This is a genomic window from Ferrovibrio sp., assembly GCF_041906005.1.
In the GTDB taxonomy this organism is placed as follows: domain Bacteria; phylum Pseudomonadota; class Alphaproteobacteria; order Ferrovibrionales; family Ferrovibrionaceae; genus Ferrovibrio.
Map to the genome: position 1 here is coordinate 575,221 of NZ_JAYRJY010000001.1, position 22,660 is coordinate 597,880.

The window sequence follows — 22,660 nt, forward strand, 5'->3', positions numbered from 1 at the left end:
GCATGTCCGGGTCTGTGGGAAGGCGCAGCCTGCTGGTGGCAGGACTCGCCCTGCTGCCGGTTGCCGTCGCCACTCAAGTTCGGGCCCAGGCGCAGAAATTCGCCGATCCGCAGCCCAGTATCGACAATCCGCGCAAAATCATCATCAGCCTGGCGGAGGACGATCCGAAACGGATCAACGCGGTGATCAGCAATATCGTCAACATCCAGAAGTATTATGATGCCAGCCAGGTGAAACTGGCCGTCGTGGCCTATGGCCCCGGCATCGTCGCCGTGCTGAAAGACCAGAGCCCGGTGGCGCAACGCATCGCCGCCCTGCAGGACCTGGAGGTCGAATTCCTTGCCTGCGGCGCTACATTGGATACCCTGAAGAAATCCGAAGCCGACCTGCTGCCCGACGTAGCGGTAGTGCCCAACGGCTTGCCCGAGATCGTCGAGCGCAGCCTGCGCGGCTGGATTCACCTGCGCCCATGACCCGGAGGCCAGCCATGCTGTCGCGCCGCACCCTGCTCCACTCCGCTCTCGCCGCCGGCATCGTGCCCGCGCTGCTGCCCACCCTGGCGCGCGCGGCCAGGCTGAACGATGACGGCCTGCATGTACAGGACTGGTGGCTGGAGAGCTTCCTCGACCTGAAACAGGATATCGAGGATGCCGCCGCCAAGGGCAAACGCGTGGTGTTGAGCTTCGAGCAGCGCGGCTGCATCTATTGCGCCGAGATGCATGAGAAGCACCTGGCCAGCCCGGTGATCAGCGGTTATATCCGCAACCATTTCGAGATGATCCAGCTCAACCTGTTTGGCGCCCGCGAGATCACCGATCTGGACGGCAAGGCCCTGCCCGAAAAAGACATGGCGCGCAAATGGGCGGTGACGACCACGCCCACCCTGTTCTTCCTGCCACCCACGCCGGGCAGCGCCTCGGTGAAGGATGCCGCCCCGGCCCGCATGCGCGGCCTGCTGCCGCCGCCGGCTTTCCTGGCGATGTTCCGCTTCGTGGCTGAAAAGGCTTATGAGAAGGGCGAGTTTCCCGCCTATGCCCGCCAGCATGAAGCCGACCTTGCCAAGGCCATCGCCGCGGGCACGCCGATCAACTAGACTGGCGGCGTGACCCTGACGCGACAGGCCGCCTATGGCCTCACCCTTTTCCTCACGTCTGCTGCCGCGCTGATCGTCGAGATCGTTGCCGGGCGCATGCTGGCGCCTTATGTCGGCATGTCGCTCTATACCTGGACGGCGGTGATCGCCGTGGTCCTGGCTGGCCTGTCGGTCGGCCACTGGATCGGCGGCCGGCTGGCGGCGCCGCAGGTGGCTCATGCCACAGCGCTGCGCGGCATCGCGCTGGCCCTGCTGCTGTCGGGGCTGACCGCGGGCGGGGCCGCGCCGCTGCTGAAGGGCCTGGCCGCCCTGCTGGGTGGCGGGAACACGCCGCCGCTGCTGCTGATCAGCCTGCTGGCCGGCGGCGTCTTTTTCCTGCCCAGCCTGTTTGTCGGCATCGTCTCGCCGGTACTGACCAAACTGGCCATCGACGATGCCCCGCAGCACCAGGGCCCGATCATCGGCCGCATGTTCGCCCTCGGCGCCGCCGGCAGTATCCTGGGCACCCTCAGCGCCGGCTATGTGTTCATATCCTGGATCGGTTCGACCGGCACGTTGCTGGCCGTGGCGGCGCTGTATCTGGTTTTCGCCATCCTGTTCTGGGCCGGCACGAAGACCAAGGTCGCCCTGCCCCTTGTTGCGCTGGTTCTCGCTGGCGGCTTCGGCCTGGCGCAGATGCCCGGCTTCGCCGCGCCCTGCGAGCGCGAAAGCGATTACTACTGCATCCGCATTGTCGATTTCGCACCCCAGAGTGGCCGCGCCTCGGCGGCCATGGTGCTGGACCATCTGGCCCACAGCATCAACGACCGCGACGACCCCGGCCTGCTCTACAGCCCTTACCTGCATTTCGTGGCACTGCGCACCGAGCGCCTGCTGCAAGGCCGCGCCCCGCAGGCTTATTTCATCGGTGGCGGCGCCTTCACATTACCGCGCGCCTGGGCCGCGCGTTTTCCCGAGGCGAAACTCACCGTGGCCGAGATCGACCCGGCCGTGACGGCGATGGCGACAAAAGCGATGTGGCTCGATCCGGCCGCACCGGCACTGGATATCCGCCATGCCGATGCGCGCCGCACGCTGGACATCCTGCCCAAGGACCGGCATTTCGATCTGATCCTGGGCGATGCCTTTCACGATTACGCTATCCCGCCGCATCTGGTGACGCGCGAATTCCACCAATTGCTGCTGCGCCGCCTGGCGCCAGGCGGCGCCTACGCGATCAACGTGATCGACCAGAGCGAGAATCCGCGTTTCACCTTTGCGCTGGTGAAGACGATGCAACGCGATTTTTCCGCCGTGGAAGTCTGGCTGGATGACGACAGCCGGCGACGCGGCGGACGCGTGACGTTCGTGGTTTTGGGCTTGCGCGAACCCAGCGATGCCGCCGTGCTGCGGGCCACCGAACCATTCCGCCGCACCTGGCTGCGCTGGCCGCAAGAGGATCTCGATGCCCGGATCGCCGCAGCCGATGTGCCGGTTCTGACCGACGATTTCGCGCCTGTGGACCGGCTGATGGCGGGGTTTGTCCTGCGTCCGGACGAAATGCTGCGCTGAACAGCCTAGGACGGAATCTCGCCGGCATTCTGCGCGGCCTTGCGAGCACGAAACCGGTCGATTGCCTCGGCCACCTCCCCTGCCAGGGCCGATGCATCGCGATCGGGATTGAAAAAGGCCAACACGGCTTCGCCCAGAGTCTTGAGCAGCTCCAGCGGCTTGTGCCATTCGGGCCCGTAGACGAAAGTAACGCCCTGTTCGGCGATCTGTCGTGCGGCCTGCAGCAGCCGGTCACTGATCTGCCCCACATGGGCGAATTCGGTGTCGGCCACACGGCGCTGGATGTCTTCGGTGGAACTGATCAGATCGCCCAACATCGTCAGCGTCCCCTCGTCGGGCGACAAACCGGATTCATAGACCGGCACGATCTGCTCGGCGACGAAGGCGATGCGGAAGGCCGAAGCGCGCAGGCGCTGGCGGTTGATCTCCTCGTTCGCCACCATGATCTCGTGCTGCAGGCTATGCGGATCGAGCGGTTCGCCCGCCAGTTTGGCCCGCATCGGGTTCGGCACATGAATCAACTGGATAGCACTGCCGCCGCGCGCCTCGCTGCGTCGCCGGTCAGGCCCGATATAATCCGACGTCACCACGAAAGGCTTGCGTTTCAGCCCCACGGCCTCCACCCGATCCAGCAATGCCCGGGTCGATAACGGCTTGACCAGCAGGTCGTCGGCGCCGGCATCAATGATCTGCCGCACCCGGGATTGCTGCGGCTCCCAGGTCGTGAGGATGATCGGAAGGTAGGGATTCACCCCAAGCCGGCCGTGGCGCAGATCATTGGTCAGCGCGATGGCGTTGCCGCCCGGCATCTCCACATCCATGAAGACCAGATCGGGCTGCGCCACGTGCAGCAGATCGGCGAACCCGTCCAGGGTCTCGAATTCACGCAAATGCGTGTAGCCAGCGCTCACCAGAGCCTGACGGTACAGCCGTCGCGTGCCCAGTGCGGGATCGCCATAAAGTATCCGCACATCGGCGCGCCGCTCAGCAGGTATCATGCGCCGATCCTACGAAGCCTTCGCGCCTGCAACAAGAGACAGACTAGGATTTAGGCCGTGGTTTGGCGCGATTGGTTGGCTGGGCAGCCAACGGATTCTCCGGCCAGTCGTGTTTGGGATACTGGCCACGCATTTCTGCCCGCACTGCGCGATAACTCGTCTGCCAGAAACCCGCCAGATCGCTGGTCACTTGCAACGGGCGCCGTGCCGGCGACAGAAGATGCAGCACCAGTTTCACCCGGCCGCCGGCGATTGCCGGCGTATCGGCATTACCAAACATTTCCTGCAGGCGCACGGCCAGCACCGGCGCTTCGCCATGGGCATAGTCGAGCGGGATATTCGACCCCGAGGGGACATGCCAATGCGTTGGCGCCTCGGCATCCAGCAGTTTCTGCTGCGCGTAATCAAGCTGATGCGTCAGGGCCGCATGCAGATCGATGCCATCAAGCTGTGAGAATTTCGCCACGCCATCAAGATACGGTCCCAGCCATTGCTCAAGGCGATCCAGCAAGGCGGCATCGCTCATATCGGGCCAGCCGGCGGCCGCCGGCAGATACCGCCGCAACAGGGCGACACGCGCCTGCCATTGCCGCAAGGCCGGTGTCCAGGGCAGTACATCGAGACCAGACTTGCGAATGGCCTGCAACAATGCATTGCGGATGGCATCCTGTGGCGACTCCTTCAGCGGTTGCTCGCGCAGCACCAGCGCGCCCAGGCGTTTCTGCCGCCGCGCCGCCACGGCCTGGCTGCGTTCGTCCCACTCCACGGCATCGATGGTTTCGATCAGATCGCCGAACAGGTCTTCCAGATCGCTTTCGGCAATCGGTGCCGCCAGGAAAACCCGCGCATCGGCCTGGGCGCCATCCACTTCAGCAACCGCCAGATAGGCCTCCCCGCTCAGCGGATCGAGCGGATCGAGTTTGGCGCCGCGTCCGCCGCTGAGCAGAAAGCTGCCGGCTGCGCTGCGCTTCTTCGCCACGCGATCGGGATAGGCCAGCGCCACCAGCCGGCCAGCGTCTTCCACCGGCCCCGCATGCACCGGCACACCGATCTGCCGCCGCCAGTCGGACGCCAGGCGGCGAATCTGCCGCACCGCATTCATGTCGACCCGCAGGCCATGCGGGGCACTGTCTCGTTCGCTTTCGCCGGCCACGATTTCCAGGCGCCAGCGCAAATCGCTATCGCGCGCCGTGCCTTTGGGGATTCTCGCGATATCGCGTTCACCCAGCAAAGCCGCTAATGCGCAGGCCAAACCGCCCAGGCCGAGGTCTTTGCCACGGATCACCATATGCGCCAGGCGCGGATGCAGTGGCAGTTCGGCCATCGCCTTGCCATGCGGGGTGATCAGGCCGGCCCTGTCGATGGCCCCCAGTTCACGCAGCAATTCCTGCGCATAGGCCATGGCCGCATCGGGCGGCGGATCGAGCCAGGGCAGGGTTTTCGCATCGCGCACACCCCAGACCGCCAGATCGAGCGCCAGCGGCGTGAGATCGGTGACCGCGATTTCGGGAGCGGTGAATTTTGCCAGCCCGCCATGGGCGGCTTCGGCCCAGAGGCGATAGCAGGTGCCGGGCCCCAGTCGGCCGGCACGACCACGCCGCTGATCGGCGGAAGCCTGGCTGACACGCAGCGTTTCAAGCCGGGCCATGCCCGTGGCAGGCGAGAAGCGCGGCTGCCGCATATAGCCGCCATCGATCACCACCCGCACGCCCTCGATGGTCAACGAGCTTTCGGCGATGGACGTTGAGAGCACCACCTTGCGGCGCCCGGGCGGGCTGGGTCTCAGCGCGGCATCCTGCTCCTCACCGGCCAGATCGCCATAGAGCGGCATTATTGCCACCTGCGGCGGCAAGCGCGCCTCGGCCAGCAGGCTTTCCACGCGGCGAATTTCGCCCACGCCGGGCAGGAAAACGAGCATGTCGCCCTCGGTTTCGTCCAAAGCGGTGCGTATGGCATCGACAACGGCCGGTTCAAGCCGGCCCTGCGGTGTCATGGGCAGCCAGCGCGTGTGGACCGGATAGCTCTGCCCTTCGCCGGTCACCACCGGGCAATCGCCCATCAGACGGGCAAACGGTGCTGCGTCCAATGTGGCCGACATGGCGATCAGCTTCAGGTCGGGACGCAGCGCACCCTGGGATTCCAGACACAGGGCAAGCGCCACGTCGGATTCCAGGCCGCGTTCATGGCATTCATCGAACAGGACGGCCGCGATGCCTTTCAATTCCGGATCACGCTGCAGCCGACGCAAAAAGACGCCATCGGTATTGAGTTCCAGGCGCGTCCCGGGGCCAACCTTGCTATCCAGCCTGACGCGATAGCCAACCGTTTCGCCCACGGCCTCGCCCAGCAGGCCGGCCATACGCCTGGCCGCCAGCTTGGCCGCCAGCCGGCGCGGTTCGAGCACGATGATGCGGCCGGCCTTTGCCCAGGCTTCATCCAGCAAGGCAAGCGGCAGCAGCGTCGTCTTGCCTGAACCCGGCGGTGCTTGCACCACAAGGTTCGGCGATTGGTTCAATGCCTCGACGACAGCAGGCAGCACGGCCTGGATCGGAAGCGCATGGGTGAGTTGCAATTTTTGCAATGTTCGCGAGTCCGGCAACCTGAAATGTTAACGCTTTAGAGCCATTCCAGAGCAATGTCAGAAATTCCACTCCCCGCCGCCACCTCCGGTTCCACGACGCTTCTGAAAGCGATGGCGATGATGGTGGGGTCCACCCTCTGCTTCGTCATCATGCATGCCTTGGTCGCCAAGGTGTCGCAAGAGCTGCCGCCGGTGGAAGTGGCGTTTTTCCGCAACCTGTTCGGCTTTCTGGTGCTGTTCCCGGCCATCGTGCGCAGCCGTTTCACGGCTTTCCGCACCACCAAGCTGCATCTGCACGCGGTGCGCGGGGCGTTGAACAGCACCTCGATGATGATGTTCTTCACCGCGCTGGCCATCACCCCCCTGGCCGAAGCCACCGCGCTGTCCTACACCGCACCGCTGTTCATGACCATCGGGGCCGTTTTCGTGCTGGGCGAGACGCTGCATGCCCGCCGCATCGCCGCCCTGGTGATCGGCTTCGTCGGCGCGCTGATTGTCCTGCGGCCAGGCTTTGTACCAATCGGACTTGGTCCGATGCTGGTGATCGCGTCGACGGTGCTGTGGGCCGGTTCGATGATCGACATCAAGATCCTGGCCCGCACCGATTCAAGCCTGACCATTGCCACCTATATGACCGTGTTCCTGATGCCAATCACCCTGGTGGCGGCGCTGTTCGTCTGGCAGTGGCCGACCTGGGAGCAGCTCGGTTGGCTGTTGCTGCTGGGGACCTGCGGGTCGGCCGGCCATTTGCTGTTCACCGAATCGTTCCGTCATGCCGACACCACCGTCTTGATGCCGCTGGACTTCACCAAGCTGCTCTGGGCCTCGGCGATCGGTTTCCTGATTTTTGGCCAGGTGCCGGATATGTGGACCTGGCTGGGCGGCACCGTCATTTTTGCGAGTGCCACTTATATATCCTATCGCGAGCATCAGCTGGCCCGGCGGAGGGCCCGCGAGGCTGCAGATAGCGGATCGGCCGGCTAAATGCCGCGAAGTTGGGCATAAACTTCGTTAACTTCCGCTCAAAATGTTGTCACCACAGGGCTATTTACAAGTTCGGTCGAATCCCGTTTGATTTGCACCGCGTCCGGAATACCGGCGCCAGGGAGCAAACAACACACGTCCGGGATAATGGCCGAAGACAATATTCTTGCGACTGAAGGCCTGACGAAAGAATTTGCCGGCTTCGTCGCCGTCAAAGACGTCAATCTCAAAATCCGCAGGCACAGCATCCATGCGCTGATCGGCCCCAATGGGGCTGGCAAGACGACATGCTTCAACCTGCTGACCAAGTTCCTCACCCCCAGCCGGGGACGGATCACCTATAACGGCCGCGACATCACGAGCCAGAAGCCGGCCGATATCGCCCGCAGCGGCATGGTGCGTTCGTTCCAGATATCGGCGGTCTTCCCGCATCTCAGCCTGCTGGAAAACGTGCGCGTCGCCCTGCAGCGGCCGCTCGGCACCTCATTCCACTTCTGGAGGCCGGAAAACAGCCTGAATGTGCTGAATGCCCGCGCCGAGGAGCTGCTGGAAGCCGTCGGACTGATCGAATACCGCAAACACACCGCTGTCGAACTGCCCTACGGCCGCAAGCGCGCCCTCGAAATCGCCACCACTTTGGCGCTGGAACCCGAGATGATGCTGCTGGACGAGCCAATGGCAGGCATGGGGCACGAGGATATCGAGAAGATTTCCGACCTGATCAAGCGCGTGGCCGCCAAACGCACCGTGCTGATGGTGGAGCATAACCTGAGTGTGGTGGCCAAACTGTCGGATACCATCACGGTGCTGCGCCGCGGTGAGGTGCTGGCGGAAGGCAATTACGAGACCGTCTCGCGCAATCCGGAAGTGATCGAAGCGTATATGGGGACCGGCCATGCATAACGGCAGCAGCGAATTGGCGGTCCGCGACCTGAATGCCTGGTATGGCGAGAGCCATATCCTGCATGGCATGCAGTTCGAGGTGAAGAAGGGCGAGGTCGTCACCCTGCTCGGCCGCAATGGCGCCGGCAAGACCACGACGATGAAGGCCCTGATGGGCATGATCGCCAACCGCAAGGGCTCGGTGCTGTTCGAGGGCGAGGAACTGATCCACCTGCCGTCCAACAAGATCGCCAAGCGCGGCCTGGCCTTTTGCCCGGAAGAACGGGGGATTTTCTCCAGCCTGAATGTCTATGAGAACCTGACCCTGCCGCCGGCCGTGCGGCCGGGCGGCATGAGCCTGGACGATATCTACCAGATCTTCCCCAACCTGAAGGAACGCCTGAAAAGCCAAGGCACCAAACTGTCGGGCGGCGAGCAGCAGATGCTCGCCATCGGCCGTATCCTGCGCACGGGCGCGAATTTCCTGCTGCTGGACGAACCGACCGAGGGCCTCGCCCCGGTGATCGTGCAGCAGATCGGCGCCATGATCCGGCTGCTGAAATCCAAGGGCTATACCGTATTGCTGGTGGAACAGAATTTCCGCTTCGCCAGTACCGTTGCCGACCGCCATTACGTGGTCGAGCACGGCAAGGTGATCGACATGATTGCGAACGATCAGATCGCCGCCAATACCCAGAAACTCGAGTCCTATCTCGGGGTATAAGTTCAACCAGGAGGAAGCGACCATGCGATTCAAGCATTTGTTTGTGACGACGGCGGCCGTGCTGGCGGCCGGGGCGGCCAATGCCCAGATGTCTGACGGCGTGATCAAGATCGGCGTGATGAACGACCAGTCCGGCCTGTATGCCGACGTATCCGGTCCGGGCGGCACCTGGGCGGCCAAGAAGGCCGTCGAGGATTACGGCGCCGCCGCAAAAGGCCTGAAAGTGGAAGTGGTCTTCGCCGACCACCAGAACAAGCCCGATGTCGGCTCCAACATCGCGCGCCAGTGGTACGACGTCGACAAGGTTGACGTGATCGTCGACGTGCCGACCTCTTCGGTGGCCCTGGCGATCAACCAGATCACCAAGGAAAAGAACAAGGTGTTCCTCGGTTCCGGCCCGGCGACCGCCGACCTGACCGGCCCGGCCTGCTCGCCCAACACCGTGCACTGGACCTACGACACCTGGGCGCTGGCCAACGGCACCGGCAAGGCGATCGTGCAGACCGGCGGCAAGAGCTGGTTCTTCCTGACCGCTGACTATGCTTTCGGCCATGCGCTGGAACGCGACACCAAGGCGGTGGTTGAATCCAATGGCGGCAAGGTGCTCGGCGCCGTCCGCACGCCCTTCCCCGGCACCGACTTCTCGTCCTTCCTGCTGCAGGCGCAGGCATCGAAGGCGCAGATCATCGGTCTGGCCAATGCGGGCGGCGATACCATCAACTCGATCAAGCAGGCGTCTGAATTCGGCATCGTCGAAGGCGGCCAGAAGCTGGCCGGCATGCTGATGTTCATCACGGATGTCCACGCGCTGGGCCTGAAGACCGCCCAGGGCCTGAACTTCACTACCGCCTGGTACTGGGACGCCAATGACAACAACCGCGCCTTTGCCAAGGACTTCGCGGCGGCCAATGGCGGCAAGTATCCGACCATGGTTCAGGCCGGTATCTACTCCTCGGTGATCCACTACCTGAAGGCCGTGGAAGCGCTGAAGAGCGATGCCGACGGCGCCAAGGTGGTGGCCAAGATGAAGGAACTGCCCAGCGAGGATAAGCTGTTCGGCAAGGGCACCGTCCGCGAAGACGGCCGCCACATGCACGACATGTATCTCGTCGAGGTGAAGAAGCCGGGCGAGTCGAAGAAGCCCTGGGATTACCTGACCGTGAAGAAGACCATTCCGGCGAACGAGGCTTTCCGTCCGCTGAACGAGGGCAATTGCCCGCTGGTGAAGAAGAGCTGATCCAAGCTGCAACCGGAGCCGCCGCATAGCCGGCGGCTCCGGCCAGTCTTTGAGCCTGGGGTCGCCCGGCTGGCCCCAGCCTCAAAGACTGCCGATAGGCGGATTAAGTGAAACGACAGGGTAAAGAGGGGGCGTTTTAGCGATGTTCGAACTGCTCGGCATACCGCCGCAGGCATTGTTCGGCCAGCTGCTGCTCGGTCTGATCAATGGTGCTTTCTACGCCATGCTCAGCCTTGGACTGGCGGTGATCTTCGGCCTGCTCAACGTGATCAACTTCACCCATGGTGCCCAATACATGATGGGCGCCTTCGCGGCCTGGATGCTGCTGGAATGGGCGGGCGTGCCTTACTGGGCCGCCCTCGTCGTGGTGCCTGTGGTGATCGGCTTCACGGGCATCGTGCTGGAAAAGCTGTTCCTCAAACGGTTGTATCATCTCGATCACCTGTATGGCCTGCTGCTCACATTCGGCCTGGCCCTGATGATTGAGGGTTTCTTCCGCAAGCAGTTCGGCTCCAGCGGCATGCCCTATCCGAACCCGCTGCCCGGCGGCACGCGGCTGGACTTCATGTTCCTGCCCAATTACCGCGCCTGGGTCGTGGTGGCTTCACTGGTGATATGCTTCGGCACCTGGTTCCTGATCGAACGCACCAAGCTGGGCTCCTATCTGCGTGCCGCCGTCGAGCGCCCCGATCTGGTGCAGGCCTTCGGCATCAACGTGCCGCGCATGATCACGCTGACCTACGGCTTTGGTGTCGGTCTGGCCGCCTTGGCCGGCGTGCTGGCCGCGCCGATCTACAACGTCAACCCGGTGATGGGATCGAACCTTATCATCATCGTCTTTGCCGTGGTGGTGATTGGCGGCATGGGTTCGATCCTTGGCGCCATTATCACCGGTTTCGGGCTGGGCATCATCGAGGGCCTTACAAAAGTGTTCTATCCGGAAGCCTCCAACACCGTCATCTTCATCATCATGGCCATCGTGCTGATGCTGAAGCCGGCCGGCCTGTTCGGCACGCCGAAGTGAGGACCGGATCATGAGCATGATGACCGCCGGCACGACCAAAAACCGCGACCTGCTGTTTTTTGCCGTCCTGATCGCCATCGCCGCCGTCGCTCCGGCGGCGGTCTACCCTGTCTTCCTGATGAAGGTGCTGTGCTTCGCGCTGTTCGCGCTCGCCTTCAACCTGCTGATCGGCTATGTCGGCCTGCTGTCTTTTGGCCATGCCATGTTCTTCGGCGGTGCCGCCTATATCAGCGGCTATGTCGTGAAGGCCTGGGGCTGGTCGCCCGAGATGGGCATCCTGGCCGGCACGGCCTGCGCCGCCCTGCTCGGCCTGGTGACCGGCAGCCTGGCGATCCGCCGCCAGGGCATCTATTTCGCCATGGTGACCCTGGCACTATCGCAGATGGTGTTCTTCTTCTGCGTTCAGGCACCCTTCACCGGCGGCGAGGACGGCATCCAGGCGATCCCGCGCCGGCCGCTGTTCGGTGTATTCGATATCAAGGACGACACCAGCTTCTACTACCTCGTGCTGGCGATTTTCGCCTTCGGCTTCCTGGTGATCTGGCGCGCCATCCACTCGCCCTTCGGTCAGGTTCTGAAGGCGATCCGCGAGAACGAGCCGCGCGCCATCTCGCTCGGCTATCGCGTGGATCAGTACAAGCTGCTCGCCTTCGTGCTGTCGGCGTCATTGGCCGGCATGGCCGGCGCCACCAAGGCTCTGGTGTTCCAGTTGGCCTCGCTCACCGACGTTACCTGGCAGATGTCGGGGGAGGTGGTACTGATGACCCTGGTCGGCGGCATGGGCACGGTGTTCGGCCCCATCGTCGGCGCCGGTGTGATCATCACCATGCAGAACTACCTCGCCGGCTTCGGCGAATGGGTCCTGGTGATCCAGGGGGCTATCTTCGTGGTGGTTGTGATGGCCTTCCGCAAAGGCATCGTGGGCGAAATCCAGGCCTGGTGGCAGCGGCGCAGCCGCGGCCAGGCCTGAGCCTGGATTGAAAGCAGCAAAGCCGGCTCAGCCGGCTTTGCTTCCAAGCCCGATCCGGCCCCGGTCATAAGCCTGTGTCGCCCGACGGCACCAGGCCGAGTTATCCAGATACCATTGCACCGTCGCCTTCAGGCCGGCCGCCAGATCGTATTGCGGGCGCCAGCCCAGCTCGTGCTCGGCTTTCGACGGATCGATGGCATAACGGGCATCATGGCCGGGCCGGTCGGTGACGAAGGTGATCAGTTCGGCGTATTTGCGGCCGCCCTGCTGTGGCACCAGATCGTCGAGGATGGCGCAGAGTCGGTGCACCAGATCGATATTGCGCTGCTCCCCGCGTGCGCCGACCAGATAGGTCTCGCCCGCCTGCCCCTTCTCCACAGCCAGTTGCAGGGCGGCGGCATGGTCCTCGACATGGATCCAGTCGCGCACCTGCTCGCCCCGGCCATAGATCGGCAGGGATTTGCCTTCCAGGGCATTAAGGATGGTGAGCGGGATCAGCTTCTCCGGGAATTGGTACGGCCCGTAATTGTTGCCGCAATTGGTGACCAGCACAGGCAGACCATAGGTGCGACCGAAAGCGCGGGCCAGATGGTCGGCCGAGGCCTTGCTGGCGGCATAGGGTGAATTGGGTTTGTAGGGGCTGTTTTCATCAAACAGGCCGGTGGCGCCCAGCTCGCCATAGACCTCATCGGTCGAAACCTGCAAATGGCGGAACTGCCCCTGCGCCGTGGCATCAAGGCCGCGCCAGTGATCCAGCGCCGCCTCCAGCAGCACGAGGCTGCCGGTCACATTCGTCTCGATGAATGGCGCCGGGCTGTCAATCGAACGGTCGACATGGCTTTCGGCCGCCAAATGGTAGACCGCCACCGGCCGGGTTTCGGCGTAAATGCGCTTGATGGCTGCCCGGTCGCAGATATCCACCTGCTCGAAACGGTGCAGCTCGGGATGCGGCAGGCTGGCGATATTGTCCGGGTTGCCGGCATAGGTCAGCTTGTCGATGGTGACGACGCGACGCTTCTGCGCATTCAGCCGGCGGACAAGGGCGGAGCCGATGAAGCCGGCGCCGCCGGTAACGATGACGGTCATGGATGGGGTCTCCCTCGGCCCTATATAGCGGAGCCCTGGATGCCCCGGAAGGTCCGGACCGCCGGTGCTGCCAGGAGGTGGCAGCAGGATGGCAGCCAATCCCACCCTGCCGCTTGGCGCTGGCCCCGTCCCACCCCATATTGGCAGCCATGAGCCAGTCCCCCGCCCCCCAGAGCATGGAACGCGAGATCGAGGATCCGGACCGCTTCGCGGACGCGAATTTCCCGGATTTTGTGCCTCATCGACCGCCCCGCCCCGAAAAAAGCGAAGGCGGCATCGCCTATGACCTGCAGGCTCCTTACGAACCCCGCGGCGACCAACCGCAGGCCATCGCGGAACTGACCGGCGGCGTACAGGCCGGCGAGCGGGATCAGGTGCTGCTGGGCGTCACCGGCTCGGGCAAGACCTTCACCATGGCGCAGATCATTGCCCGCTCCGGCCGGCCCGCCCTGATCCTGGCCCCGAACAAGACCCTGGCCGCCCAGCTTTACGGCGAGATGAAAGCCTTCTTTCCCAACAACGCGGTGGAATACTTCGTCTCGTATTACGACTATTATCAGCCCGAAGCCTATGTGCCGCGCAGCGACACCTATATCGAGAAGGATTCGGCGGTTAACGAGCAGATCGACCGCATGCGCCATTCGGCCACGCGCGCCCTGCTGGAACGCGACGACGTCATCATCGTCGCATCCGTATCCTGCATCTACGGTATCGGCTCGGTCGAAACCTACTCGGAAATGACCCTGCCGCTGCAGGCCGGACAGGTGATCGAGCGCGACGCCCTGCTGCGCCGTCTGGTGGATCTGCAATACAAGCGCAACGATGTGGCTTTTGCCCGTGGCGCTTTCCGCGTGCGCGGCGATGGCGTGGAGATTTTTCCCTCGCATATGGAAGATCGGGCTTGGCGCCTGTCGCTGTTTGGCGACGAGTTGGAAAGCATCGTCGAGTTCGACCCGCTGACCGGGCAGAAGACCGGCGACATGACAACCGTCAAACTATATGCCAACAGCCACTATGTGACGCCAAAGCCGACGCTGAACCAGGCCATCAACCAGATCAAGGTGGACCTGCAACTGCGCCTGGATCAACTCACCAAGATGGGGCGTCTGGTGGAGGCCCAGCGGCTGGAGCAGCGGACGAGTTTCGACATCGAGATGATGATCGCCACCGGGGCATGCGCGGGCATCGAGAATTATTCCCGCTATCTCACCGGACGTGGCCCAGGTGCGCCGCCGCCGACATTATTTGAATACCTGCCGGATAATGCATTGCTGTTCGTCGACGAAAGCCATGTGACGGTGCCACAGATCGGCGGCATGTTCCGTGGCGACTTCCGTCGCAAGGCCACGCTGGCGGAATACGGATTCCGCCTGCCTTCCTGCATCGACAACCGGCCGTTGCGCTTCCGCGAATGGGATCGCCTGCGACCGCAGAGCGTGTTCGTTTCCGCCACGCCGGGCAAATGGGAACTGGAGCGCACCGGCGGCGTCTTCGTTGAACAGATCATCCGACCAACCGGCCTGATCGATCCGGTGACCGAAGTGCGCCCCGTGGAACACCAGGTCGACGACCTGCTGGCCGAATGCCGCGAGGTGATCCGCAAGGGGCACCGCGTACTGGTGACCACCCTGACCAAGCGGATGGCGGAAGACCTGACCGAATACATGACCGAGGTCGGCCTCAAGGTGCGCTATCTGCATTCCGATATCGATACCATCGAGCGCATCGAGATCATCCGCGACCTGCGTCTGGGTGTGTTCGATATCCTGATTGGCATCAACCTGCTGCGCGAGGGCCTTGATATCCCCGAATGCGCGCTGGTCGCCATCCTGGATGCCGACAAAGAGGGTTTCCTGCGTTCGGAAACGTCGCTGGTGCAGACCATCGGCCGCGCCGCCCGCAATGTCGAAGGCCGCGTCATTCTCTATGCCGACAAGATGACCAACAGCCTGCAGCGCGCCCTGGCCGAGACGGATCGCCGCCGCGCGCGACAACAGGCTTATAACGAAGAACATGGCATCACGCCGGAAAGCGTGAAGAAGCAGATCGGCGACATCCTGCAATCCGTATATGAGCAGGATCACTACACGGTGGATGCCGGCGTGGCGGCGGAAGGCCATCTGGTTGGCCACAACCTGAAAGCCTATCTTGCCGAACTGGAAAAGCGCATGCATGACGCGGCCGGCAATCTGGAATTCGAAGAAGCCGCCCGTCTGCGTGACGAGATCAAGCGCCTGGAAATGAATGAGTTGGAGCTGCCCGGTTCGATCGCGCGCAAGCCGCTGGGCTTGGCGGAAGACGCCGCCGCCGCGCCACGGCCGGCCGGCCGTTCGACGGCGGGTCGCGCCGGTTCGCGCCGAGCCTATCGCGGACGGAAACACTGATGCCCGTCTCTCCTCTTGCCCCCACGGCGCTCATCACCGGCGCCAGCCATCGCATCGGCCGCACCATTGCCCTCTTCCTGGCCGGGCGCGGCTATGCCGTTGCCCTTCATTGCAACAATTCGCGCGCGGCCGCCGAAGCTCTGCAGACGCAGATCCGCGATGGCGGCGGCCGGGCCACCGTCGTGCAGGGCGACCTGGCCCGTCATGCCGACGTGATGCGTCTGGTGGATGAAGCCGCAGCCCTTGGCCCACTCTCCGTATTGGTCAATAACGCTTCGCTGTTCGATTACGATCATGTGGAAACTGCCACCGAGGAAAGCTGGGACAGCCATCTCGATACGAACCTGAAGGCGCCGTTCTTCCTGTCGCAGACCTTCGCCCGCCAATTGCCTGAGCAAGTCGCCGGCAACATTGTTAACCTGGTCGACATGCGCGTCTGGCGCCTGACGCCCCATTTCGCATCCTATACCGTGGCCAAGGCCGGCCTGTGGACATTAACCCAGACGCTTGCCATGGCGCTGGCGCCCGGTATCCGGGTGAATGCCATCGGTCCCGGCCCGGTACTGCCCAGCCCGCGCCAAACCGAGGAACAATTCCGCAAGCAATGGGCCAGCACCCCGCTGCAGCGCGGCGCCGAACCGGGCGAGATTGCCGCAGCCGTCGGATTCCTGCTTGACGCACCCGCCATGACCGGCCAGATGATCGCCCTGGATGGCGGCCAGCACCTGCCCTGGCAACAGAGCGGCCGTCCCTTCACTGCAGGCACCAGCGAGCCGGAGGAGTGACATGACGATCCATGCCCGCGCCCGCGCCGCCTGGGCCGAAATTCCCGTTCCGGCCATTAGCGAGGCCAGCCAACCGGCCCGCCGCGTCTTCGTTCGCGACCTGCTGCTGGATGCCTTGATCGGGATTTATCCCGAGGAACGGGTCAAACCCCAGAAAATCCTTATCAATCTGGAACTCTGGGTGGCCGAGACGCCGAGCGAGCCGCCCCGCTCGTATGACGAGGTGGTGTGCTACGAACAACTGGTGAAGCGCACCAAGGCCTTGCTGGCTGAAGGTCATATCGATCTGGTGGAAACCCTGGCCGAACGGCTGGCGGTGCTTTGCCTAGCCGATGAGCGGGTATTGCGAACCCGGGTTCGCGTGGAAAAACCCGAAGCCATCGCTGAAGCTGCCGGAGTCGGAGTGGAAATCGAACGTCGCCGCCGCTGAGGTTGCAATCGATTACATCGGGCGTTTGAGTCTTGACTTTCACAACCGGCTTCTATCGCGCGCCGATTTGTACACAGGCATATTCAGCGACTCGGAATGGCGCAAAACCGCACCCGAGTCGGCAATATATCTGTGGATAACCCGTATTATCTTTATAAAGCAGATAGTTACGGGGAGTCTGGGATGCTGGATGCCGCCGCGGATTCCGTAACTGTTATCCTATGCGACATTCTGCCCTAAGTTTCCCCACAAAGTTATCCACAGCCTTGGGACGCTTTATGTCAACGCTGTGTAATCATTGAGTTTTTATGAGTATGGTAATGCGAATGACCGAACGCGATCCGCAGGCCGATCCTCTTCAGACGGGCATTGCGCCGGCTGACATCGGAGCCGCGGTCATCGCGCGCCACCTGCCGACCCTGCCGCTCGGGCCGGGCGTCTACCGCATGATCGATGCCAAGGGCGAGGTGCTCTATGTCGGCAAGGCCCGGTCGCTGCGCAAACGGGTCACCTCCTACACCAAGACCGATGCCTTAAGCATCCGCATCCAGCGCATGGTGCGCCAGGTTGCGCTGGTGGAGATCACCACCACGCATACCGAGGCAGAAGCGCTGCTGCTGGAAGCCAACCTGATCAAAAAGATTCAGCCGCCCTTCAATGTGCTGCTGAAGGACGACAAATCATTCCCCTATATCGTAGTCGAACGGGGGCATCCCTTCCCGCGCATCACCAAGCATCGCGGCGCGCGCGACATGCCGGGTGACTATTTCGGCCCCTTTGCCTCCACCGGCGCGGTGCATGTGACGCTGAATGCCATGTCGCGGGCCTTTCCACTGCGCAGTTGCACCGACAGCGAATTCGCCAGCCGCACCCGCCCCTGCCTGCAATATCAGATCAAGCGTTGCAAGGCGCCCTGCGTCGGACGCATCAACGAGGCCGATTACGCCGCCATCGTGCAGGAAGCCTGCGATTTTCTCAGCAACCGCAATCGGCATGTGCTGGAGGATTGGGGCCAGCGGATGCAGGCGGCCTCCGACGCGCAGGATTATGAAGCGGCGGCCGAACTGCGCGACCGCATCCGGGCGCTCGCCCATATCACGCAAAAGCAGGATATCAACCTGTCCGAGATCGAGGATGCCGATGTGATCGCCATCCATGCCGAGGGCGGCCTCGTGTGCGTGCAGATCTTCTTCTTCCGCGCCGGGCAGAATTTTGGCAACCGCGCCTATTTCCCGGCTCATGCCCGAGACGTGGAACTGAGCGAGGTGCTGGATGCCTTCATCGGCCAGTTTTATGCAACCCGCGAACCGCCGCGGCTGATCCTGGTGAACCACGCCGCCGAGAATGTGCCGCTGATCGAGGAAGCCCTCAGCAAGCATGCCGGCCATCGCGTGGAACTGCATTGCCCGCAACGCGGGGTGAAACGGCATCTGGTCGAACTGGCGGCCGACAATGCCCGCGACGCGCTGCATCGCCGCATGGCGGAAACCAGCACGCAGCAGCAGCTACTGGCCGGCGTGGCGGAACTGTTTGGACTGGAAGCCCCGCCGCAACGGATCGAGGTCTACGACAACAGCCATATCATGGGCCGTCATGCCGTGGGCGGCATGATCGTGGCCGGGCCGGAGGGCCTGCGTAAAAATGCCTATCGCAAGTTCAACATCAAAGGCGAAGACATCGAGCCCGGCGACGATTATGCCATGATGAAGCATGTGCTGACGCGCCGCTTTCAGCGCCTGCTGAAAGAGGATGCCGAGGATGATAACGCTGCCGACTGGCCTGATCTGCTGTTGATCGATGGCGGCAAAGGCCAACTCAGCGCCACGCTGAAGGTGCTGGAGGAACTCGGGATCGACGATGTACCGGTGGTGGGTATCGCCAAGGGCCCCGACCGCAATGCCGGCCGCGAGCAGTTTTTCCTGCCGAACCGCGAACCCTTCATGCTGGAACCGCGCCATCCGGTGCTGTTCTTCCTGCAGCGGCTACGTGATGAGGCACATCGCTTCGCCATCGGCACGCATCGCGCCAAACGGGCCAAGGACCAGATTCGCTCCCCGCTGGACGAGATCCAGGGGATCGGCGCCGCGCGCAAAAAGGCCCTGCTGCTGCATTTCGGCTCCGCCAAGGCCGTTTCACGGGCCGGACTGGCCGATCTGGAAGGGGTGCCGGGTGTGAATAAAACCGTCGCGAAACGCATCTATGACCATTTCCATGGCGGCTGATCTTCAGGCAGGCGCCGGCCGGCCCGACTCTGGCCCTGCGCTTCGGCCCATGCGATAATCCCGCCGCATGCTGAACGGCCTTCCCAATATCCTGACCGTCTCGCGCATCCTGGCGATTCCGGCGATCTGCGCGGCGTTTTTCCTGCCCGGCGCCTGGAGCGCCTGGATCCCGCTGGCTCTGTTTGCGGCGGCCGGCATCACCGATTGGTTCGATGGATACCTGGCGCGGAAATGGGGCCAGATGTCGGATCTGGGCCGGTTCCTCGATCCGGTGGCCGACAAGTTGCTGGTCGCCGCTGTGATCTTGATGCTGATCGCCTTCGAACGGATCGACCGCATCACCTGCCTGGCTGCTGTCGTGATCATGTGCCGCGAGATCACTGTAACCGGCCTGCGCGAATTCCTTGCCGAATTGCGGGTCAAGGTTCCGGTCTCCCGGCTGGCGAAGTGGAAGACCACCGTGCAGCTGATCGCATTGGCGATCCTTATCGTCGGCGATTACGGTCCGGCCGAACTGCCGGTGCGCCTGCTGGGCGAGATCGGCCTGTGGCTGGCGGCTATCCTGACCATCTATACCGGCTGGGATTATCTGCAAACCGGCCTGCGCCACATGGCGTCTGAGCCTGCGAAGGCGCCTGCCGCACCGGCTCAGGGCAAGGGGGCGGAGTGATGCGTGTGCTGTATTTCGCCTTGCTGCGCGAACGCGTCGGCGTGGCGGAGGAAACCATCGACCCGCCATCCGACATCCGCACCGTGGGGGATCTGGTTGACTGGCTGCGTCGCCAGAGCCCGCAACACGATCATGCCCTGGCCGACCCGGCAATGGTCCGCATCGCCGTCAACCAGGATTATGCGCGCCCCGATCAGACCGTTGGACCGAACGATGAAATCGCCTTTTTCCCCCCGGTGACCGGAGGCTAGGCCATGACGGTTCGGGTCCAGCGCGAGGATTTCGACACGGCCGCCGAGCTGGAACGCCTGTCGACCGGCAATCCCAGGATCGGCGCGGTGGTGACCTTCACAGGCCTCGTGCGGGATTTCGCCGCAGAGCAACCCGGCACCACCCCGCAAAGCATGACGCTGGAACATTATCCCGGCATGACCGAGCGGCAGTTGGGCGACATCCTGGCGGAAGCCGAAAGCCGCTGGCCGCTGGAAGCGGCCCTGATCATTCATCGATATGGCGAGCTGGCACCGGGTGATCGTATCGTTCTGGTAGTGACGGCCTCGGCACATCGCCAGGCGGCCTTCGAAGCCAATGCCTTTCTGATCGACTGGCTGAAGACCAAAGCCCCGTTCTGGAAACTGGAACAGGCCGGCGGTGAACGCCGCTGGGTGGAGGCGAAAACCAGTGACGATACCGCCGCCGCCCGCTGGCAACGCTGACCCGTTTACACACTACTGGAACTTAAAGAATATCGGTTTACTACTGCCTCCCCGTGTGGCATGTCGTATCTGTTAAAAGCCGGCACCTGTTCCGGTACCGGCTGCATACAGTGTGAAGCACATCTTTCCACGATTGCTTGCGGCTCATGGTCATTCCCAGCGTTCCGAATGCTCCTCCAACTGATGGTATTGCACCGGTTGCGCCAGATCGTATCCGCAGCAAGTCCTTGAGGAATCTGCTCAGCTACTGGGATTCCAAAGTCGCGCATCTGCAACGCCTGCCCTCGCGCGCCGATCTCCAGCCCGACGAAATGGTGCCGTTCCTGCCCTTCGTCGCCCTGATCAATGTGCAAAAGACCACCCCGCGATTTCAGTTCCGCCTGGTCGGTACCGGAATCGTCGGCGCCATGGGGCGCGAGGCCACCAACCGGAATGTCGACGAAGCCCTGTTCGGCGCCAACGCTCCGAATGTCGAGACATTCTTCAGCATGCCGCTTGGCAATCACGGGCCGGCCTATGCCAGCGGGCAATACACTGTTGCGCCAAGCGGACGGACGCTCGCTTTCGAGACGCTGCTGCTGCCGCTCTCCAGCGATGGCGCCGTCATCGACATGCTGCTGGGCGGCCTGGTGGGCGAGCGGGTGCAGCGGGACGAACAGATCTGCGGCTTCCAGTACGATTCCTTCTCGCCGCTCATGCAAACGGCCGCGCCATAGGCGCGGCCGTCAAATCACGCCTCGAATATTCCCGGCCTAAGCAGCCGCCTTACGCCGGGTTGCGGCATCAAATTCCGCTAGCAGGGTCTGGCAGATTTTGCCCGGCGTGAATTTATAGGGCCCGATTTCCGATACCGGCGTGACCTCGGCAGCGGTGCCTGTGAGGAAGCATTCCTGGAAACCACTCATTTCCTCCGGCATGATCGCCCGTTCAATCACCTCGATGCCGCGCGCCCGCGCCATTGCCATCACGGCTCGGCGGGTGATGCCATCAAGGAAACAATCCGGCGTCGGAGTGTGCAGTTTGCCGTCCTTGGCGAAGAAAATATTGGCGCCGGTGGCTTCCGCCACCTGGCCGCGCCAATCCAGCATCAGCGCATCCTGATAGCCATCGCGTTCGGCCTTGTGCTTGGACAGCGTGCAGATCATGTACAGGCCAGCCGCCTTGGCCTTGGTCGGCGCGGTGTTCGGTGCCGGCCGCCGCCAGTCGCTGATCTGCAGACGCAGCCCCTTCATCTTGGCCTCCGGCGAGAAATAGCTTGGCCATTCCCACACCGCGATGGCGACATGGATTTTATTCTGCTGCGCTGCCACGCCCATCATTTCCGAGCCACGCCAGGCCACCGGACGCACATAGCAGTTCGGCATCTTGTTCGCCGCGATGGTTTCACGCGTGGCGCGATCGATTTCCTCGACCGTATAGGGAATGGTGAAATCCATCAGCTTGGCCGAGTCGAGCAGACGCTGGCTGTGTTCGGTCAGGTGGAAGACTTCACCGTCATAGGATCGTTCGCCTTCGAAAACGCAGGAGGCATAATGCAGACCATGGGTCAGGACATGCAGTTTGGCATCCCGGAAGGGAACCAGCTTGCCGTCGAGCCAGATCAGGCCGTCGCGGTCATCATAGGGGATCAGGGACATCGGCTGCTCCTTTGGCAAAACGGGATCAGGTATTATTATTACCATTTGGATGCCCCATAAGTAACAATATGATCGATATATGTCAACACTACTGCCATATTTTTCGTACAATGCCGCCCGTCCGTTTTCCCGCTGCCGGCAAAGGTCGCCTTGAAGCCGGCTATCTCTTTGCGCCATATAGAACATCATGACTGACCTGAAATCGCTGGCGAACCCCCTGTTCCTGCGCGAGGACGAACTTCGCCAGGGCATCGAGCTGCTGTTTTACGCCTACCGCGATTTCACCCGCGGCCCCGATGAGATCCTCGATCGCTACGGCTTCGGACGCGCCCATCACCGCGCCCTGCACTTCATCGGCGGCAATCCGGGGATCACGGTAGCCGAACTGCTCGCCATCCTGCGCATCACCAAGCAAAGCCTGTCGCGCGTACTGTCTGCCCTGATCGAGGGCGGATTTGTGCGCCAGCAGCAGGGCACGCGAGACCGTCGCCAGCGTCAGCTCTTCCTCACCGAGCAGGGCAAGAACCTGGAAAAGCAGATCAGCATGGTACAGCAGGCCAAAGTGGCCCAGGCCTATCGCGAAGCCGGAGCCGAGGCCGTCGCCGGCTATCGCAAGGTGCTGGCCGGCCTGATCGACGAGCAGGACCGGCCGGCCATTCTGCGCACCATCCAGCGGCGCTGAACCT

At 62.9% G+C, this 22,660-nt stretch carries 22 protein-coding genes; 18 read left to right on the plus strand and 4 right to left on the minus strand.

All coding sequences use genetic code 11. The annotated features are described in order from the left end of the window. Positions 1–2: 2 nt before the first annotated feature. The 3 genes from ACE3OO_RS02795 to ACE3OO_RS02805 are packed head-to-tail and all read left to right on the plus strand — an operon-like array spanning position 3 to position 2,644. Positions 3–473 (plus strand): DsrE family protein, encoded by a 471-nt coding sequence (locus tag ACE3OO_RS02795; RefSeq protein WP_374299496.1) that lies wholly within the window; start codon positions 3–5, stop codon positions 471–473. A 14-nt stretch (positions 474–487) separates the two neighbouring features. Continuing rightward, the gene (locus ACE3OO_RS02800; RefSeq protein ID WP_374299499.1) at positions 488–1,093 is read left to right on the plus strand and encodes a SoxW family protein; all 606 of its coding nucleotides are present in this window, start codon (positions 488–490) and stop codon (positions 1,091–1,093) included. A 9-nt stretch (positions 1,094–1,102) separates the two neighbouring features. Further along, entirely contained in the window at positions 1,103–2,644 is a 1,542-nt protein-coding gene (locus ACE3OO_RS02805; protein WP_374299501.1) for a fused MFS/spermidine synthase, read from the plus strand. A gap of 5 nt (positions 2,645–2,649) precedes the next feature. On the opposite strand, the gene ACE3OO_RS02810 is transcribed toward ACE3OO_RS02805, so the two are convergent. Together ACE3OO_RS02810 and hrpB are read right to left on the minus strand one after the other, a co-directional pair. Beyond that, positions 2,650–3,642, minus strand: a complete 993-nt coding sequence (locus tag ACE3OO_RS02810) for a response regulator transcription factor (RefSeq protein WP_374299502.1) — start codon at positions 3,640–3,642, stop codon at positions 2,650–2,652. A 43-nt stretch (positions 3,643–3,685) separates the two neighbouring features. Then, on the minus strand, positions 3,686–6,241 hold the full coding sequence (gene hrpB / locus ACE3OO_RS02815; protein ID WP_374299503.1) for an ATP-dependent helicase HrpB: 2,556 nt from the start codon (positions 6,239–6,241) through the stop codon (positions 3,686–3,688). Positions 6,242–6,277: 36 nt separating this feature from the next. On the opposite strand from hrpB, the gene ACE3OO_RS02820 reads away from it, so the two are divergent. From ACE3OO_RS02820 to ACE3OO_RS02845, 6 genes are all read left to right on the plus strand, one after another. Continuing rightward, positions 6,278–7,207, plus strand: coding sequence for a DMT family transporter (locus ACE3OO_RS02820; RefSeq protein WP_374299505.1), 930 nt, complete (start codon positions 6,278–6,280; stop codon positions 7,205–7,207). Positions 7,208–7,354: 147 nt separating this feature from the next. Further along, on the plus strand, positions 7,355–8,110 hold the full coding sequence (locus ACE3OO_RS02825) for an ABC transporter ATP-binding protein (protein WP_374299507.1): 756 nt from the start codon (positions 7,355–7,357) through the stop codon (positions 8,108–8,110). Further along, positions 8,103–8,813, plus strand: a complete 711-nt coding sequence (locus tag ACE3OO_RS02830; RefSeq protein WP_374299509.1) for an ABC transporter ATP-binding protein — start codon at positions 8,103–8,105, stop codon at positions 8,811–8,813. The genes ACE3OO_RS02825 and ACE3OO_RS02830 overlap by 8 nt, the downstream gene beginning before the upstream one ends. 22 nt (positions 8,814–8,835) lie before the next feature. Further along, complete coding sequence (locus ACE3OO_RS02835; protein ID WP_374299511.1) at positions 8,836–10,050, plus strand: ABC transporter substrate-binding protein; 1,215 nt, start codon at positions 8,836–8,838, stop codon at positions 10,048–10,050. Positions 10,051–10,192: 142 nt separating this feature from the next. Continuing rightward, complete coding sequence (locus ACE3OO_RS02840) at positions 10,193–11,074, plus strand: branched-chain amino acid ABC transporter permease (RefSeq protein ID WP_374299513.1); 882 nt, start codon at positions 10,193–10,195, stop codon at positions 11,072–11,074. A 19-nt stretch (positions 11,075–11,093) separates the two neighbouring features. Further along, complete coding sequence (locus tag ACE3OO_RS02845; protein WP_374304652.1) at positions 11,094–12,044, plus strand: branched-chain amino acid ABC transporter permease; 951 nt, start codon at positions 11,094–11,096, stop codon at positions 12,042–12,044. Between the two features lie 27 nt (positions 12,045–12,071). Here the strand turns inward: ACE3OO_RS02845 and rfbB are convergent, their stop codons facing one another. Beyond that, positions 12,072–13,130, minus strand: a complete 1,059-nt coding sequence (gene rfbB, locus ACE3OO_RS02850; RefSeq protein WP_374299515.1) for a dTDP-glucose 4,6-dehydratase — start codon at positions 13,128–13,130, stop codon at positions 12,072–12,074. Positions 13,131–13,306: 176 nt separating this feature from the next. Between rfbB and uvrB the strand changes: the two genes are divergently transcribed. The 8 genes from uvrB (at position 13,307) to ACE3OO_RS02890 (ending at position 21,053) form a co-directional block, all read left to right on the plus strand. Then, complete coding sequence (gene uvrB, locus ACE3OO_RS02855; protein WP_374304653.1) at positions 13,307–15,514, plus strand: excinuclease ABC subunit UvrB; 2,208 nt, start codon at positions 13,307–13,309, stop codon at positions 15,512–15,514. Beyond that, entirely contained in the window at positions 15,514–16,299 is a 786-nt protein-coding gene (locus tag ACE3OO_RS02860; protein ID WP_374299517.1) for an SDR family oxidoreductase, read from the plus strand. The genes uvrB and ACE3OO_RS02860 overlap by 1 nt, the downstream gene beginning before the upstream one ends. Position 16,300: 1 nt before the next feature. Continuing rightward, positions 16,301–16,729 (plus strand): dihydroneopterin aldolase, encoded by a 429-nt coding sequence (gene folB, locus ACE3OO_RS02865; RefSeq protein WP_374299519.1) that lies wholly within the window; start codon positions 16,301–16,303, stop codon positions 16,727–16,729. Positions 16,730–17,055: 326 nt separating this feature from the next. Then, positions 17,056–18,951 (plus strand): excinuclease ABC subunit UvrC, encoded by a 1,896-nt coding sequence (uvrC, locus tag ACE3OO_RS02870; RefSeq protein WP_374299521.1) that lies wholly within the window; start codon positions 17,056–17,058, stop codon positions 18,949–18,951. A gap of 67 nt (positions 18,952–19,018) precedes the next feature. After that, a complete protein-coding gene (gene pgsA / locus ACE3OO_RS02875) occupies positions 19,019–19,621 on the plus strand; it encodes a CDP-diacylglycerol--glycerol-3-phosphate 3-phosphatidyltransferase (RefSeq protein WP_374299523.1) in 603 nt (200 codons plus the stop codon). Next, a complete protein-coding gene (gene moaD, locus ACE3OO_RS02880; RefSeq protein ID WP_374299525.1) occupies positions 19,621–19,872 on the plus strand; it encodes a molybdopterin converting factor subunit 1 in 252 nt (83 codons plus the stop codon). Before pgsA ends, moaD begins: the two co-directional genes overlap by 1 nt. Before the next feature lie 3 nt (positions 19,873–19,875). Further along, a complete protein-coding gene (locus ACE3OO_RS02885; RefSeq protein ID WP_374299527.1) occupies positions 19,876–20,337 on the plus strand; it encodes a molybdenum cofactor biosynthesis protein MoaE in 462 nt (153 codons plus the stop codon). Between the two features lie 227 nt (positions 20,338–20,564). Further along, positions 20,565–21,053 (plus strand): PAS domain-containing protein, encoded by a 489-nt coding sequence (locus tag ACE3OO_RS02890; protein WP_374299529.1) that lies wholly within the window; start codon positions 20,565–20,567, stop codon positions 21,051–21,053. Between the two features lie 36 nt (positions 21,054–21,089). Here the strand turns inward: ACE3OO_RS02890 and ACE3OO_RS02895 are convergent, their stop codons facing one another. Further along, positions 21,090–21,974, minus strand: a complete 885-nt coding sequence (locus ACE3OO_RS02895) for a branched-chain amino acid aminotransferase (protein ID WP_374299531.1) — start codon at positions 21,972–21,974, stop codon at positions 21,090–21,092. Positions 21,975–22,161: 187 nt separating this feature from the next. On the opposite strand from ACE3OO_RS02895, the gene ACE3OO_RS02900 reads away from it, so the two are divergent. After that, a complete protein-coding gene (locus tag ACE3OO_RS02900) occupies positions 22,162–22,656 on the plus strand; it encodes a MarR family winged helix-turn-helix transcriptional regulator (protein WP_374299533.1) in 495 nt (164 codons plus the stop codon). Positions 22,657–22,660: the final 4 nt, after the last annotated feature.